Annotated in this window: 20 protein-coding genes and 1 pseudogene; 16 read left to right on the forward strand and 5 right to left on the reverse strand. The window is 60.2% G+C overall.

Translation table 11 applies throughout. The features are described 5' to 3' along the window. Positions 1-2 precede the first annotated feature (2 nt). From C486_RS18025 to C486_RS18040, 4 genes and pseudogenes are all read left to right on the forward strand, one after another. Positions 3-368, forward strand: coding sequence for a DUF7568 family protein (locus C486_RS18025; RefSeq protein WP_008458751.1), 366 nt, complete (start codon positions 3-5; stop codon positions 366-368). A 73-nt stretch (positions 369-441) separates the two neighbouring features. Then, positions 442-935: pseudogene (locus tag C486_RS18030) on the forward strand (DUF7567 family protein). A gap of 58 nt (positions 936-993) precedes the next feature. Beyond that, positions 994-1,587 carry a hypothetical protein gene (locus tag C486_RS18035; protein ID WP_152419203.1) on the forward strand — a complete coding sequence of 198 codons (594 nt, stop codon included), beginning with the start codon at positions 994-996 and terminating at the stop codon, positions 1,585-1,587. A gap of 74 nt (positions 1,588-1,661) precedes the next feature. Next, complete coding sequence (locus C486_RS18040) at positions 1,662-2,234, forward strand: hypothetical protein (RefSeq protein WP_008458756.1); 573 nt, start codon at positions 1,662-1,664, stop codon at positions 2,232-2,234. Between the two features lie 87 nt (positions 2,235-2,321). On the opposite strand, the gene C486_RS18045 is transcribed toward C486_RS18040, so the two are convergent. Both C486_RS18045 and C486_RS18050 read right to left on the reverse strand, forming a co-directional pair. Then, positions 2,322-2,663, reverse strand: coding sequence for a hypothetical protein (locus tag C486_RS18045; RefSeq protein WP_008458758.1), 342 nt, complete (start codon positions 2,661-2,663; stop codon positions 2,322-2,324). A 349-nt stretch (positions 2,664-3,012) separates the two neighbouring features. Then, positions 3,013-4,380, reverse strand: a complete 1,368-nt coding sequence (locus C486_RS18050) for a restriction endonuclease (protein ID WP_008458759.1) — start codon at positions 4,378-4,380, stop codon at positions 3,013-3,015. A gap of 199 nt (positions 4,381-4,579) precedes the next feature. Here C486_RS18050 and C486_RS18055 point away from each other — a divergent pair, with 199 nt between their 5' ends. The 10 genes from C486_RS18055 (at position 4,580) to C486_RS18095 (ending at position 11,320) form a co-directional block, all read left to right on the forward strand. Further along, complete coding sequence (locus C486_RS18055) at positions 4,580-5,248, forward strand: DUF6166 domain-containing protein (RefSeq protein ID WP_008458761.1); 669 nt, start codon at positions 4,580-4,582, stop codon at positions 5,246-5,248. Then, positions 5,248-5,379 carry a hypothetical protein gene (locus tag C486_RS22625; RefSeq protein ID WP_008458763.1) on the forward strand — a complete coding sequence of 44 codons (132 nt, stop codon included), beginning with the start codon at positions 5,248-5,250 and terminating at the stop codon, positions 5,377-5,379. Before C486_RS18055 ends, C486_RS22625 begins: the two co-directional genes overlap by 1 nt. Further along, the gene (locus tag C486_RS18060) at positions 5,376-6,041 is read left to right on the forward strand and encodes a hypothetical protein (protein WP_083866061.1); all 666 of its coding nucleotides are present in this window, start codon (positions 5,376-5,378) and stop codon (positions 6,039-6,041) included. The genes C486_RS22625 and C486_RS18060 overlap by 4 nt, the downstream gene beginning before the upstream one ends. Then, a complete protein-coding gene (locus C486_RS18065) occupies positions 6,029-6,580 on the forward strand; it encodes a hypothetical protein (RefSeq protein ID WP_008458767.1) in 552 nt (183 codons plus the stop codon). The genes C486_RS18060 and C486_RS18065 overlap by 13 nt, the downstream gene beginning before the upstream one ends. A 171-nt stretch (positions 6,581-6,751) precedes the next feature. Further along, positions 6,752-7,912: a hypothetical protein gene (locus C486_RS18070; RefSeq protein ID WP_049910696.1), complete on the forward strand. Its 1,161-nt coding sequence runs from the start codon at positions 6,752-6,754 to the stop codon at positions 7,910-7,912. A gap of 96 nt (positions 7,913-8,008) precedes the next feature. After that, positions 8,009-8,320 carry a hypothetical protein gene (locus C486_RS18075; protein WP_008458769.1) on the forward strand — a complete coding sequence of 104 codons (312 nt, stop codon included), beginning with the start codon at positions 8,009-8,011 and terminating at the stop codon, positions 8,318-8,320. 140 nt (positions 8,321-8,460) lie between these two features. Next, the gene (locus C486_RS18080; protein WP_008458770.1) at positions 8,461-8,682 is read left to right on the forward strand and encodes a hypothetical protein; all 222 of its coding nucleotides are present in this window, start codon (positions 8,461-8,463) and stop codon (positions 8,680-8,682) included. Between the two features lie 124 nt (positions 8,683-8,806). Beyond that, positions 8,807-9,808 carry a DUF6610 family protein gene (locus C486_RS18085; protein WP_008458771.1) on the forward strand — a complete coding sequence of 334 codons (1,002 nt, stop codon included), beginning with the start codon at positions 8,807-8,809 and terminating at the stop codon, positions 9,806-9,808. 70 nt (positions 9,809-9,878) lie between these two features. Then, positions 9,879-10,226: a hypothetical protein gene (locus tag C486_RS18090; protein WP_008458772.1), complete on the forward strand. Its 348-nt coding sequence runs from the start codon at positions 9,879-9,881 to the stop codon at positions 10,224-10,226. A gap of 167 nt (positions 10,227-10,393) precedes the next feature. Next, positions 10,394-11,320, forward strand: coding sequence for an ArdC-like ssDNA-binding domain-containing protein (locus C486_RS18095; RefSeq protein WP_008458773.1), 927 nt, complete (start codon positions 10,394-10,396; stop codon positions 11,318-11,320). 12 nt (positions 11,321-11,332) lie between these two features. Here C486_RS18095 and C486_RS21190 read toward each other — a convergent pair whose 3' ends face one another. Next, on the reverse strand, positions 11,333-11,710 hold the full coding sequence (locus C486_RS21190; protein WP_152419204.1) for a hypothetical protein: 378 nt from the start codon (positions 11,708-11,710) through the stop codon (positions 11,333-11,335). Between the two features lie 172 nt (positions 11,711-11,882). On the opposite strand from C486_RS21190, the gene C486_RS18100 reads away from it, so the two are divergent. Beyond that, entirely contained in the window at positions 11,883-12,788 is a 906-nt protein-coding gene (locus C486_RS18100) for a zinc finger SWIM domain protein (protein WP_008458774.1), read from the forward strand. A 13-nt stretch (positions 12,789-12,801) separates the two neighbouring features. Here C486_RS18100 and C486_RS18105 read toward each other — a convergent pair whose 3' ends face one another. Continuing rightward, complete coding sequence (locus tag C486_RS18105; RefSeq protein ID WP_008458775.1) at positions 12,802-13,605, reverse strand: DUF6036 family nucleotidyltransferase; 804 nt, start codon at positions 13,603-13,605, stop codon at positions 12,802-12,804. Continuing rightward, positions 13,602-14,528 carry a helix-turn-helix transcriptional regulator gene (locus tag C486_RS18110; RefSeq protein ID WP_008458778.1) on the reverse strand — a complete coding sequence of 309 codons (927 nt, stop codon included), beginning with the start codon at positions 14,526-14,528 and terminating at the stop codon, positions 13,602-13,604. The genes C486_RS18105 and C486_RS18110 overlap by 4 nt, the downstream gene beginning before the upstream one ends. 139 nt (positions 14,529-14,667) lie before the next feature. On the opposite strand from C486_RS18110, the gene C486_RS18115 reads away from it, so the two are divergent. Further along, positions 14,668-14,991 (forward strand): hypothetical protein, encoded by a 324-nt coding sequence (locus C486_RS18115; protein ID WP_008458779.1) that lies wholly within the window; start codon positions 14,668-14,670, stop codon positions 14,989-14,991. The last annotated feature ends 484 nt before the right edge of the window (positions 14,992-15,475 follow it).

A 15,475-nucleotide genomic window follows, 5' to 3' on the forward strand; every position in this document is an offset into this window, starting at 1 on the left:
CAATGCCTCGCATCACCAACTGGCGACGCGAGAGCCGCTCGCCGACGCTTGCGTATCGGAACACCGAGACCGGTGCGCGAGCCGTCCTGCATCGAGCCCCGGACTCCTACCGGTACAAATGGCGTGGGGCAATCCTCGTCGACGGCTATCCGGTGTGGTCGCGGGGGTACGAGACGAAGGACGCGACGTCGTTCCGTGACGAGCTCCGGGAGCGGCCGGCTCCGGACCTCAGCTGCCCGGAGTGTCCGAACAACGACGTTCGCGTCGGCGAGAAGGCAGCAGACGGGGCGAAAGTCCAGCGGTGGTACGACTGCCCCGACTGTGGATACGAAGCCCCCTCACGCATCGTCTACGGCCCCGAACGGTGAGTGAGTGAGCGCGGGGCGCTGTTTTTCGGCCGGGCAGGAGGTGGTGGCCCGGGACGACCGGGTGAGTCAACCAATGACCCTCGAAGTACTTGACCGACACAGCGAGGCACTATTCGAGTTCCTCTGGTGTCCCGTCTGCGGGCAGGAGGTCTTCACTCACATCCCCTTCGAGGGGGTGTTCTGCAAGAACTGCAACACCCAGGTCGAACTCCANAGTTCCTCTGGTGTCCCGTCTGCGGGCAGGAGGTCTTCACTCACATCCCCTTCGAGGGGGTGTTCTGCAAGAACTGCAACACCCAGGTCGAACTCCAAGAATCCCGCGAGACACGCGGCTACGAGGAGGCCGTGCTCGCCTGCTTCGATTCTACCACGACCTGGAACCTCCACGTCGACGAGAAACTGCGCCGCGGACTGCCTGATGGGTCGGCGCGCGTGAAGATCTTCGGCGCACCGGGCGCCTACGAGGTCGACTGGTGGAGTCCGGAGCCAGGTGAGGATTGGGAACCTGTCGAGCGCGGCGAATTCGACGACGTCGAGGAACCAAACGAGGTGGCGCACCTAGCGTAGAGCTTAGCAAATACGCCAAGCCTGTTTGTTTTTACTCTACCAATTGCACACATCGTTTATGGTCCAAACCGAAGGCGCTGTAGAACGACTACGGCGAAGAAAATCAATGGAATCGGATCTGCGCGAACAAATTGGTGGTGTACAGTTCTCTTTGCCCTTATTCACGATCGAACAGGCTCAGGAAATTAGACTACGCCCAGATTACGAAGACCTTCTATTTGACATGTATATGTCCCCTCAGAAGAGTGATCTCGATTTCGAACACGACACCCTATCATATCGGATTAAGGATGTAGAAGTGCGTGAACACGGGACGGGGATCAGTTATCGAGTCAAGCGAATATTGGATATGGCCTCATTTCAAGCAATCGTGAAAATTGACCTCGAATTCGAGGAATCTATCCCCACAATGCAGCTTCACGAGGACCCTCGATTAGAAGATCTTGATCTCTCAGCGGATTACTATCGGGGCGACTCTGAGATGACACTGTGGATGAGGGAAGTAGAGGACGGAACAGATGCGCTCGCACACCTTGCCCAATTTAATCAGGCGCTCAGTAGCCAATGGAACGGACCGAAAACGATAGATGAGGCAATTGAAGGAATTGCAAAATGGCAGGCGTTCAATCTTATGCAGGAGAAGAGGCGGTGACTGGAGAGAAGGTTTCCTGACGGTTGTTTCTGCGCCGGCGATGGGTGCCGGCGCACCCGCGTCGGCGGTGATCGATGTCGACACGAAGTCAACTCCGATTCATCCAACGGAGCGAGACCGCAGGCGAACAGTTCGATACCGACCGCATCGCACAAATCTACCGCCACTCGGACGGATATCCCGATAGCGTCCTCCATGACCTGGACCAGCTGAAGCAGCTGCTTGACGAGACACGAACAGAGCGCGGGGCTGCGTACGCCGCTGCCCAGTTCCTGTTCCTCGACACGCTCTCGACGATGACCCTCTACGTGGACGAAGGGCGTGACCGGAGCATCCACGCTGACCAACCCTCGGATCTCCTCGACCCGGACAATATGGAGCACCTCAACCAGCCGATGTTTCTGCTCGGACACGGCGTCGAGAATCCGGCCGACGGCATCCACGGCGACGAAGAGTACCTCTACGTCGTCGAACTCCCGACACGGAATCCGTTCGAGGAGCCGTCCGAGTGGACCGTCAAAGTGAGTGGTCACTCCGCCTTCCCGCGCTGGGATGGTCCGACCGAGGAAGCCTTCGATCGGGCTAGCTGGCAGTTTGAAGGACCGCTCTCGGCCGCCGTCGACGAACTACTAGCTCAACCAAGCTAATCGTTAATTGGACACTCCCAAGGTTCGAGTTCTGAAGAGAAGGAGCACCCAGTATAGGATTCTTCGGAACGAATGATTTGCAGATTGCTACTGAGAGTTACGAATCCGCCGTCGAGCTCGAGAATCCAATACCTGCTGTGCATAGAGTGAATCCTCTCGGTCGCTTTCCGCGACCCATTCAAACGCTTGGCGAGAAATTTGTTTCATCAGTAGCTCACCGTTTTCGATTTTCCAGCCAAACGGTTCTTTAGGGTCTAATCCCCGCTCTCGAAGGATTTCGTCGTCGACACGCAGAGCCATAACGAGGTCGTCCCCGTATTCAGCTGCTTGTTCCGGGCTCAGCACCAAGTTATCGAGGTATTCATCGCTGTTCGGCTTGGGCGTCATCCACTCGACGGTCCACTCATCTCCGACCTGATTGGAAGGCATACCTGTAGAATAGTCGTTGCTCGATAAAATTGACAGGGGAACAAAGGGTCGTATCAGAACCAGGTGTTTGCGCTCAGAGCAGACTATCGCCAGGACAACAGAGAACAATACCCGTTTTAATCGATAAGTCCGATTGGTCCAGTATGGATTACGTGGATGAGCCGCCGGAAACAGAAAATCCTGTAATGGTGATTCGGGTAACAGCGAAATGTACCCTCTGCGAAACCGCTGAGCGGTGTGACTCACCTGGCGAAGCAAAAGAGTGGGCGAGAGATCATCAACATCCTCGAGACTTTATTGAATACCGTCGGACCTGGGCCGAGCGATAACCAATTCGACACCTCGATACTCAGATTACACCTCCAAGTGCGAGGATGCCAAGCAGTAGTAGAACAGCCGTAACTACTCCTCCACCAGCAGTGAGGAGCTTATTCTCCATCACCTTCTCGTGGATCGGCATCGCGGCGTACTCCTCGCGGAAGGCCTCGAGATTCTCCTCGTCGTAGAAGTACTTCGTCTTCAATGCGAACCGTTCCGTCACCGCGCAGCCCGTACAGACCGGTTCGCCTTCCAGCCGCTCCGTTTTGGTGTGGCTGGAGCAGGCGATGGCCCCGCAGTTCGGACAGTAGGTGTACATCTCGGTGACGCCACTCGTATCACAGTGGACGCACTGATGGATGCCGTCCTCGGCGGTCACTCGTGACGGGCCTGCCGCGTAGTACTCGTAGGGGTAGGTGTACTCCTGGACGTCGGTAGTGTGCCGAACTTCCGGGAGGTACACTGGTTCGATCGACTGGACAGAGATGTCCGAGCGGTTCGGCTCACAGGTCTTGTTGTACGTGACGTTGTTGTCGCCGGTGTAGGTGACCGTCGTCGTGTGATGCTGCTGGAGGCGCTCGACGGCCCACTCCTTGTACTCCGTTTGCGTCTGCCCGAACCGCCGCTCCTCGACGTCGTCGAACACCCCTCCGAACTGCTCGGCATCGAGGTCGACCGTCGCGTGGAGATTCTCGGTGACCAGCGTCCCGACGTCCTCGTCGACGACCTGCGGCTGCCCGCGTTCGGCGTGGACGACGAATCGCGTCCGGTCGTTGATCCGGTGGATGACGCCCACCGACGTCTCGAAGACAGCGTTCGTGTCCGCGGTGACCGCGACCACCGGGCGGAACGTCACCGATGAGTGTGGGTCTGGGAGATCGGCAGCCTCGATGTTCTCGATGTCGCGGAACGCCTCCGCGACGGCCGCGTCGACGTCGGCGGCAGGGTCGTACGGGCGGAGCGTCTCGTCACAGAGAATCTCGATGCGCCCGTTGTAGAGGTCGAGGCCGATCTCGTCGGCGATCTCCCGGAGGTCCTCGCCATCGAGCAGCTCGATCGGGTGTGGGTCGTCGTTCTGCTGGAGGCGGTCGGCGTACTCCTGAGCAGGATTCGTAAACCGGCCGGTCGTGACGACCATTCCGCGTTTGGGGCCGTCGAAGTCGAACGTCGCGATCGCCGAGTGGAGCTTCTGGACGACCGGCCGCCCGACCGTCCCCGTGTGCTTGCACTCGACGATGATCGCACGCCGCGTGCCGTCGACGACCTCCTCCATAATGACGTCGCGCCCCTCGTCAGCCGTGCGGTCGGCCTGGCGGACGTTCTCGTAGCCGAGGTTGCGGAACACGTCCTCCATCACGTCCTCGAACTCGAACCCCGAGAGATCGTCCAGTACAGCCATCCTCAATTATGTGGACAGTACGTTGCAACTGCCAAATACGTTNGAGATCGTCCAGTACAGCCATCCTCAATTATGTGGACAGTACGTTGCAACTGCCAAATACGTTGCCGAACGCTACGCCGTCCTGTTTGTTGAACCCCTGAGAGGGGTGCGGGGGTCACCGAACCGCCCGCGAGCAACGATGAACGGGAAGGTACCTATGGCCAGTTCGGAATCGGTTCCAGTAGCATCGCCCGCACAGTCCCACCGAGACGCAGTCGAGTACGTCGGCTTCCGCGTCGACGGCCAAGCCGTCGTGCTGAACCTCTCGGAACATCGGCGACTCTCCCTCGAGCGCAGTCTGGACCTCGTCAACCACAGTCCGAGCGGGTTCGAGTGGGGATACAGTGGTAGCGGGCCCGCCCAGCTCGCGTGCGCACTCCTGCTCGACTACTACGACGATGGGCAGTTCGCCCGTGAGCACTACATCGCGTTCCGGAATCAGGTGGTCTCGCAGCTGGAGTGCGACGGTGCAGCGGCGTGCTGGCACCTCACCGGCGAGAAGATCGACGCCGTGATGGCGACCCTTACCGACGACGTCGTCGCGCTCCCCGACGGTGGACGGCCGTCACCGACGCTCCCCGGGAACTGGCGACCCGTCTCTCGCCCGGACCGGCGGGTCTTCCAGCGCGCTGATCGCGACCACTACATCGTACTCGGGGATGGAAGCGACGAGTGGCTGGTCGTGCTCTGCAGCCAGGGCGACCGTGCATATCCTGCCCCGCTCGCACATCGGACAGTTGCCGAGGATGCTGACGTAGAACGGATAATCCGGGAACTCGCCGAAGAGAGTAACGACCTCATCGAACCCCCGGAGGGGGAGTACTGATGGAGACGCTTCGACTGGCGCGGGCCACCCATCAGCTCCTCGAACGTGATGTCGAGGCGCTCGAGAAAATCGGGCACGAACTGGAGCGATACAACGACGGACAGGAGCGTACTGACGACACCGACTCGTGACCCAAACACACTCTCTAGACCAAATACGGAGTACCGGCTTCCAGTATACGCCCACCCCCGAGGAGTGCTCGTGTCCCATCCATCGGGAAGGCCAGCCGGTCACGGCGCCGCTCGGTTTGCGGTTCGCAGAGCGCGTCCATATCGAATCGATCCCGCGCCACGTCGCCGGCGCGATCTACGAAGCACATCACTCCTATATGGACGATGTCCCCCGGACGAATCTCGTCCATCACGGACTCTGTTACCAAGACCAGCTCCTAGGTGCGATTACGTGGCGCTATCCGCTGATTCGCTCGCTGGAGCACGACGGGACGCGATTCGAGGGTGACGAAATCGTCGAGGCGGCACGAATTTGCATCGGCGTCGATTTCCCCAATCTCGCCTCTGCCGCCCTCGCCCGGTCGATGGAGCGGTTCGTGCGTCGGCACGGCCGGCGACGAGGCGTTCGGCTCCTGTTGACGTTCGTGCGGGCCGACTTCGACGGCTCGATGATCAAAGCGCTCAGAGACAAGGGCTGGCACTGTGCCGGTCAAACGGACCCCGGCCAAGCAGGAAATCGCCCCGATAAGCAGATCCGAGAGCAGCCGAAGTGGCGGTTTCTCTGCGAAGTCCCAGCTGAATCCGACCGGGAACAGGCCTCTCTCGGGAGATGGTCCCCGTGACCACGAATGCCCGTCTCGACGAATTCGTAGCGGAGGCTGATTCGGACAGCCGGACAGATGACGACCCATTGGTCGTCGACCAGCTGTTGAAACCGGTATCACCGGCGCTCGGACTGCAGCTCGTCCCCGGCAGAGGTGACCCAGTATACCTCCAAAACAGGGGGTCCGAACGCTACCTGTTCCGAGATGACCACGAGCGATGGTTCATCATTCAGCCCTCGGCCAAGAAATCGGTCGACGACTTCGTCCGCTGGGTGTATCTCCCCGAGGACAAGCCCACCGAGATCGCCCGAACAGCGATGGGCCAACGGACGGTTATCGGCTACAGGTACGTTACGCGGAACGAGGCCCCCGAGCCGGTGGCGACGACGGTGACAGCGATGTTCGTCAGCGAGCCTTGGCCCGATGCCACCTACGAGTGTGGATCCTGTAGTAGAGAGTTCGACTCACCACAAAGCCACGCTCGGCATTGCTGGGAATCACACCCCTGGGTTCCAAACCCTGAGCAGGTCCGGGTACGGAGAGACGAATCTGAGTAGTTCCGACATCTGATCGAAGCCGCGGACTGGACCTGGATTAACCAACACTCATCACCGTTCAGAGACGGGCGTTGGTTAACGTGGTGTTGTTTTTGCGCCCGGGAGAGGGGCGCAGGGCGCGAGACGATGCAGTCGCACGTCGACGAGGATTCCTCAAGTGAGGTGACTGAGATGAAAGATCCAGAGTCCAGAACCATCTTCGCTGGCGTCGATGGACGTACCGACACCGAACTACCCGAGTGGTACCGAGAGCGTAACGGGAATGCAGACCCCGTGTCCTTCGCCGAGGCGGTCCGTGATCTTCCGCAGGCCGTCGAGACGACCGTGGCGTACCAAAACCCGTACACCGACGAGTGGGTCGAGACGGAGCGGTTCAACGCGCTCGTCGAGCCGAGTCGAGCTCGGGAGCAGGCCCGAGATGAGGACGCGGAGACGGACCCGTTGTTCCACGTTCCCACTGACAGCTACTCGATCATCAACCCTGTCGACGTCTACGGACCGCTGGAGGAGGTCCTCCGCGAGGAGACCATCGACGGGATGCCGCTGGGCGAGGTGATGTTCGGCGAGATTCGGCGCTACCGGGGCGGCGGCGAGGTCCACATGGACATTATGTTCGATGGCCTCGAGGTGCGCCTGCCCGGCCGGTCGGACCCGATCACGATGGGCGTCACGTCGGGCTACGACTTCTTCGGCGAGCACGCCGTCTACGTGGAGGGGTTCGCTCAGGATGGCTACTGCTCGAACACGATGCGCTCGCTCACCGACAAGGAGGTCATCAAGCACGTCGGCGACGTGCGGAACTTCCGGACTTGGTGGGAGGAACTCCTCGCACAGGTCGAACTCGTCGCCGACGATCTCTTCGAGTTCATCCGGGACGCTCAGGACATCGACCTCGACTTTTCGGAGCTCCCGTTCACCGTCACGGAGTTCTACACCCTGCTGGGCTTCCCGGACTACCTGGCCGAGCGCGCCGCCGGCGATGCAGAAGCCAATGCGGCGTCCCCTTTCGAGATCGACATGTGGACGCTGCATTCCGGTGCGACGTACGCACTCACCCACTTCTTCCAAGGGAAAGAAGGGGCGTCTCTCGACCAGTACGTCCGCATTGCCAATGACATCCTGTTCAACCCTGAAGGCACGATCGAGCGCGTCGAGCAGGCGTACGAGCAGGAGTTAGAGGCGGATGGGGACGACGGGTCGCAGGCCTCACTGGCCGGCGAACGAGCGCTGGCGAGCATCGAGCGAGTCAGCGACGACCTGCAGGAGAAAGTCGAGCAGTTCGAAGAGCGAGAGGACGCGCTGCGTGAGCGGTTCCAAGAGGCGATGGGCTAAGAGCAGTCGGAGAGAAGATGCGCTAGGCGTGCTTCCGTCCAGCGGCTGGAATCCACTGCTGACAGTATTAAGTGAGTAGGGGCGTACCCAGAGACCATGTCTATTGAGCATAATCCGACTCTCGACGCGCGAGAGCCACAGCAGGGGGATATGGAGACCTTTGAGAAGCTGGAGCCTGGTGACTCGGTCAAATTCTTTGAATGGCCCGTCGAGCCATTGACCGTCATCGGCTGGGAAGAAGACGACAATGTCGGGAAGCGGGTAAGAGTAGAAACAGAAGGAGGCGAGTCGTTTCTATATCAGGTAAACGGCCACCTCTGGCATTACGTCCCTGAGGACGAGTTCGCCGGCGAGAATAACCCGTACCCTGTTCAGAACCTCGTTTTGCTCGAATCCTCGGAAGCCTGATTGGGCTTCGAGGTAGTGCGAATCCTGTCGTGGCAGGTCTCTATTTTGAGGGTCCCATTCTCAGTGGCTACATCTTCTCAAGATCTACTGCTTCAATTCTCTGCTGTTGCTCGTGCCCTCGATAGGTGGAGGCATCCGTTATGGGTACTTCTACAGATGACTCAGAGGAGTCAGACGGATTTCCGCCTGAAAAGCGGCTTGAAGCATCGAACACGCGCCTGATCAAGGCAGGGATCGCGACGATCCCGGATATGGAAACCCTCCAAGAGTGTGTAGCTTACGAGAATGCCCACCAGAATCGAACGCAGATCCTGCGCCGGCTCAAGTGGAAGGCTGAAGAGCTGCGTGAGAACGAAGAGTAAGCTCAATTCTTAACCAACATACTCCGCGTGAGTCCCTCCTATTGTTGGTTAATCCGCTGTGCCTCGGTTTTTCGGGCCCCTGAAAGGGTGCGGGGCAGCCAGCAGCGGCCTCGCGAGCCTAATCATGTCCCTTGATCTGAGCTCCAGCGCCAGCACCGCCCGCGAAATCGCCGCCGCCAGACAGGCAGACTACGTGGCGTTTCTGCATCGAGCTCCGTTCGTCGGCGATGCTCTAGCCCTCGGATTTCTCCCCGGATTTCGCGAGGACTGTGGGTATCAGGAGGCGCAGTATCAGAACCTTAGCCTCCCCGTCGGGATGCTCGACAACGATTTCCGGAATCCCGATCTGGAGCGGTTCGTCGACCGTTTCTTCGAGTACGAACCTCAGATCGGAGTCATCGGGGACGTCGACGAAATCGACGACGTCGCCGCCCACGTCGCTGCTGCTCGTGAGATCCAAGCGAGCTATCCCGAGGCCGAGCTCATCGTCGTTCCGAAGTCGCGGGCGGTGATCGACGCGATACCCGAGAACCTCGTCTTGGGGTATTCACGGGGATACGCTGACCGCCTGGCCCACGAGTTCTCCGACCCAGCCGATTGGAGAGGGCGGCGCGTCCACATCCTCGGTGGGAGCCCGCCCAAGCAGCTCGACTCCATTCGACAGCTGACCAGGCCAACACTCACCGACGAGCCACCGGCCGACATCGTCGGCGTCGACTGGAACGGGCTGCATCGTGGCGCACAGTTCGGTGAATTCTGGACGGCCGACGGCTGGGACGATAGCGGTCGCGACGCCGACCACGTCACCGTACGAAAGACGGTGCGTCACAGCCTCGCCCGCGTCCGTGAGTTTTGGAGGACCCACGGAATCTGGCCCGAATCGACACCGCAAGACGAGGGGCTCAACGTCGAGTACGAGGGCCCGAGTCCTGCCGATCTTGAGGACGCCGCCTGTACCGAGTGCAGGACGAACGTCTGGCGAACTCGCCGCGGCCCGTACGTCGCCGAATACGATACCGGTGCCATCTGTGGATACTGCAGCTACGAGTGCTACTTCAACCACCGTCACCGGAACAACCTGGAGGAGATTGCCGGCGAGCAGAGCGTCTACCTCCCGCCGGCGTGACTTCGCGCCCTGTTTTTCGTGCCCCTGAGAGGGCGAGGGCTCCTTCGAAAGCTCTCAGAGGTGACTTCCAGTGAGTCAACAACAGAGTCCCGACAACGTCTCGATCGACGAGATCCCGGTCGATATCGACAACACGCAATCAGCGGAGGTCGATCCCACCGACGTCCCCGACGAAATCGAGTCCATTACCCGTGGGCTCGCCGGTGAGCAGCCGCCGACGAATCCCATAGTGGTTCTCAAAGCGGCCCGATGGTGGTACATTCACGGCAAGGGCGGGACGGACCCCGCCTTCCAGTGGGCCATCGAGTGGGCGCGTCACCTTGCGACCGACACGCCTAGCGACGTTGAGCGGTTCGACGAGTTCCTCAAGTACCTCGTCTCGGTTGGCTTTGCGGACGAACGCCACGAGCTCCGCTGACCGACAGAGCGGTTTTTGAACGCCCCTGAGGGGTGCGGCGCGGTCTGAACANTTGCGGACGAACGCCACGAGCTCCGCTGACCGACAGAGCGGTTTTTGAACGCCCCTGAGGGGTGCGGCGCGGTCTGAACAGACGCAGTCTCCGTGAACTTGATTCGGTGAACACGATGTCCACGACCAGAGACTCGTCGGTCTCCTTCGACCAGACCGACACGCGATCCGACGAGATGAACAGCACTATCGAACAGTGGATCGACGAACTCGTCGCCGGCGTCGACGACGCGCAGGCCAGCGAAGAGTTCCAGGAGTGGCTCGACGTCCAGAGTCGCTTCCACGACTACTCCTACCGGAATACGCTCCTCATCAAGCGCCAGTATCCAGAAGCGAGCCGGGTGGCGGGCTACCGGACGTGGCAGGAGGAGTTCGACCGCCACGTCACGGAGGGCGAGTCGGCCATCTGGATCTGGGCACCGATCATCACGAAGCAGTGCCCGGAGTGCGAGAATTCGCCGAGCTACCACGAGGACAGTGACTGTGAGTACGACGAGACGCCACCCGAGGAGTGGTCAGAGGGCCTAGTGGGGTTCAAGCCCGCGCCGGTGTTCGATATCTCCCAGACCGAGGGCGAGCCGCTTCCCGACCTGAACACGGAAGCGACCGGAGACGCCGGCGACCTCGTCGAACAGTTGACTGCCGCCGCTGACGACCTCGGTGTGACGGTTCGAATCGTCCCGGAAGCGGAGTGGACGCACGGTGAGGCGAAGGGTATCTGCGAGCAGCTCAGTTTCGTCGATATGCTGCCGCGCGTTGAGGTCCGCGATCGGGAGAACGACGCCGATCTCGCACGGACGTTGATTCACGAGTACGCACACGCCCTACTCCATTTCGACGTCGACGACGATACCGAACGGTCGAAACGCGAAGTGGAGGCCGAAGCCGTCGCGTACGTCGTTGGACGGTACTGCGAACTCGACACCAGCGGGTCGGCGTTCTATCTGGCTGCCTGGGAGTCAGATGATCCCGAGGTCGTTCGCGAGCGTCTCGGAAGGATCAGTCGGACAGCGGAGGAACTCATCGACGTTCTGGAGCGCTAAAACTCTCGCCTCTCACTTTCGGAACAGGCCGACAAGTAGCATTAGACCCGTAGCTCCTACTGCGAAGATTGCTTGAACAGCTGAAAACCCTCCACGGAGCGCCATTCGAGTATAATTTGGATTTGAGTGGTAGAGGTCACTCACAATCCCAATTATCGCATCAACTAAAGGAGCCAACACATCGAAAACAAGCGCCTTGCCGAAATTCACCCCTGCTTGACCTAGACGATACCCAATAGTCACTACGAGATTCGCCTTGCCCGTCAGAAAATGACGGTTTGAAGGAGTGACATACTGGCCCGCACCATTGGTTGGGTTGAATGGCCATTTTGCAATCTTCACGGCCTCTGTATACAGCGATGCCAGAAGCGCAATGAGTCCCTGGATCATCTTGTGTGAGATATTGTAACTAATAACGCATTAAATTTCGCTCCTCAATGTTACCAAGCCGGGCGCCAGATATGAGGCGGGCAGTTCTGAGCTAATAAAGCCAGGTTCCAGCTACAGGATGTTTTTCTGCGCCCGCTGAGGGGCGGAGGCGCGTTCTGACCTCCGTCGAATGATGACTGAACCCTATCTCACGACGGTCCTCGAGGAAGCCGAGCACGTTGCCAAGCAACACGACCAGGTCGCTCGAACGACAGACAACCAAGCCCACGAATACCTCCGATACGCCGTCCTCCGGGTGCTCGAAGGCGAGTCGGAACACCTCCCAGCAGACTGGACGCCGATCGACGGCGTGACCGTCGGCTACGGGAGCGACGACGCGATGTACGACAGCTGGGGCTCCAGCGAAGANCTCCCAGCAGACTGGACGCCGATCGACGGCGTGACCGTCGGCTACGGGAGCGACGACGCGATGTACGACAGCTGGGGCTCCAGCGAAGACTGGTGGGAAACTGTCCCGCCCCAGGAGGCGTGTACCCGCTTCCGGGTGTTCTTCCCGGACGACCACCAGACGGTTCCCCGTGACATCGTCGACGTGATGGCCGCGCTCGGTGCTTGGCGCGTCTGGACCGGGAGTGCAGCCGCGTGTGGCTCCTACGACCATCGCGAGCGCCGCGAGGTCCACTACCTGCTGCCGGAAGGCCATCCGGTGGAGGAAGTGCTCCACGAGCGGCTCAGTGGCCCTGCGGAAGCCGTCGCTCCGGACGGTGGCCGAACGGGCGACGTTCGCGACCGTATGGTCGTCGACGGGAACGCACAGTCGCAGGACGACCTCGAGCCCCGCACGAAGCGGGCCGTCGCCGAAGCGATGGACGTCTCACTCCTCTCGAAAGGTGGCCGCTACGAGGTGCAGTCCGCGTCCGGCAACAGGTACGAAGTCGACGTCATCGACGAATCGTGTACCTGTCCCGACTGGCAGCAGCGCTCACCCGAGGGCGGCTGCAAGCATCTGCGTCGCGTCGATCACGAGATCAAACGAGGCCGTGTACCTCGACCAGACGGCCGCCTTCCCTCCCCGTAGGGTAACGAGTGAGCTACTCCACGGGACGGACTGTGTCGCCATCCCGACTGACCCGGTTGAACGTTGAGAGATACGCTATCCGGTCCCGAACCTCCTCGGCATCCAGCTCCAGTTCGGCGGCCAGTTCGTCGACCGTCATCGGCTCGTCGAGTACTTGGAGGATTTCGAGCCCTCGGTAGTACCTATTCGTGAGCTCCTGGACGCGGCCCTCGATCGGCGTGGTCACCCCGTACCGCTCCTCGAGTTCGACCAGGGCCTCGTTCGCGAAGGTTGCGAACTGATCGTCACCTAGGCGTTCGATCTGGGCTTCGAGTTCATCCCGGACGACGTCGTAATCGAGGCCGGCCTGCACGAGCATATTCATATCCTCGATGTCGTCGTCGCGGCCTGCGATCGCCTTGAACAGAAAGATATCCTCGTTGCTGACCAACCGGACCGTCAGTCGATCTAGGTTGAGGAACGGCTCGCTGCGCTCTTGCATCCCGTCGGTGAGCACGAGCTTGTTCGCGACCTGCTGGTTGAAGATGTCGAGGCGACACCCGTCGTCGTTCTCGACGCAGCTCGTCGCCCCCAGCGCCCGGTAATCTGGATCCAGCGACTGGACCTCCGCATACCCGAGGTCCATCAGGACGGCCCACAGCTGGCCGTACGCGTCGCCATCTGAAACGACCAGGTCGATATCTTTCGTCGCTCCCTTGAGGTCGCGCAGCGACATCGCGCCACCACCGATCAGGTAGACCGTGAGCGGTTCAGATAGCCCGTCCCCGATTCGCTGGAACTCGTTCTCGATGTATTCGCGTCCGAATGTTGGTCTCATTGTGGGAGTGGCACCTCGTAGTCAGCCGCCAGCTCCTGGAACTCATCCCACTCCGGCAGCCGGTCATCGTCGACCTCGCCGCGCGTCTCGAGGTAGCGGAGCAAGGCATCGATGTCGTCTTCGAGGCCATACTTCGCCGCCTGCTCTCGGAGGTCCGCCTCGTCGACGTCGACGTGGCTGAGCAGAAGGAGGCAGTACGAACGGTGACGGCTGTCGTCGTCGATTAACAGTGTGTGACAGCAGAGCTCCGCCGGCGTGACTGCGTCGAGCTCCTCGGAGTAGACGTAGTATCGATGGTCGGTGAGCAGGAACTGGAGGTCGAAGGCCGCGAATCGAGCGAGGCCCGTTTCGTGGAACGCCTCCGCGTCGAGCTCCGTTTCCGCCTGGGCAAGGAATTCGTCGTAGCCCTCCCAGAGAATCGTGCCCTTCGGGGCAACGGCTTCGAGGCGTTGGCGATGTAGATGGTGTGCGAGTTCCCGGGCGAACTCGTGGAGGCGGTCGAAATCGGCGTTGAAGTCATAGCGGCCGTCGGCCGTCCCGACGAGACCACGGTCACGAAACCGCTTGAGGACGCGGTTGACCGTGTTGCGGTAGTTGTCGCTCCGGTCGGCGATTTCGGAGACGGTTCGCGGCTGATCGAGGTAGTACAGCACCTCGAGTGCCTTCCCGGTCAGCAGTTCGGGGAACTCGATGTGGGAGTGCTGGCGGACGAGGTCTCGATAGAGTTCGACGGCGCGAGCATCCGACGGGACGACTCGTTTTCGCCGGCCATCGCGTTCCGTGTAGACGAGCCCTTTCTCGACGAGGTCGGCGACGGCACGAGAGAGGTAACTCTCGCTGTGGTCGAGCTTCGTCGCGAGGTCTGAGATCGTGTCGCCGCGGTCGACCGTGGCGAGGACCTCGAGTTCGATGCGCCGGAGCACGGTGTAACATAGTACGAAACTTGTATATAAAGAAGTTTCGAGTAGTGTTACAGGCCGAGAGGGACAAGGGCTTGCCCCATCGTCTTAACCAACAAAACTATGGGTGGAGAGTCCGTATTGGTTAACACGGAGAGAGTCGATGTCCTACGAACCACCGTCTCCACCGGCGAACCTCCCAACGGAGATCGTCAACACGCTCAACGAATCCACATCGGAGCATCTTCGGGACGTTGCCAGCTACGCCGAGGCGTTGGCCGAATACAAGGAGCGTGAAGCTCGTCTCGAGGAGGAAGCGGACAACGCCGACGTCGAGGAGCGCCCCGATGACTTCCCAGACGACGTGCCGGCGAAGGCGACGATCACGATCAAGGAGATCAACGACAACCGCTACTACTACTGGCAGTGGCGGGAAGGCGATTCGGTGACGTCGAAGTACAAAGGGCCGGTGAATCCCGACGAGTAGACGAGATGGAACTGTAGCCTGATGTTCGTTTCAACGTGATTCGGAGCGTAGCAGATGACACCCCCCAGAGTGTGAATGGGATCGGTTTACCCGACACCCCTCGGTGTGAATGGGGTACCAACCGCCACTCTCTAACGAGACTTCACGCCGAGAGAAGACAGAACAACACGCGGATAGATTACGCTTCGTTTACCCCCACACCCCTCAGTGTGAATGGTCCACCACCCAGGGTACCGCGATTAAGAAGCCCTTAACAGCAGAAGTCCTCACGCCGTAGGGAGGGTTCTCGCCTCAGTGGCGAACCTTCGGCTTCGGCACAGGGCCTCGCCTTTCAGAATACATCTACTCGGAGGGCTGTTTTGACTGAGGTGTAATAAAGATAACTATAGCTACGATGCGGTGCAGTGGCGGGTCGGGTCAGCTACCGTGGCAGAACGTGTAAGCCGCTCTCCGTGCCGTACTAGGTTCTTCAGACGAACGAGTC

The organism is Natrinema gari JCM 14663, from assembly GCF_000337175.1.
GTDB lineage: Archaea > Halobacteriota > Halobacteria > Halobacteriales > Natrialbaceae > Natrinema > Natrinema gari.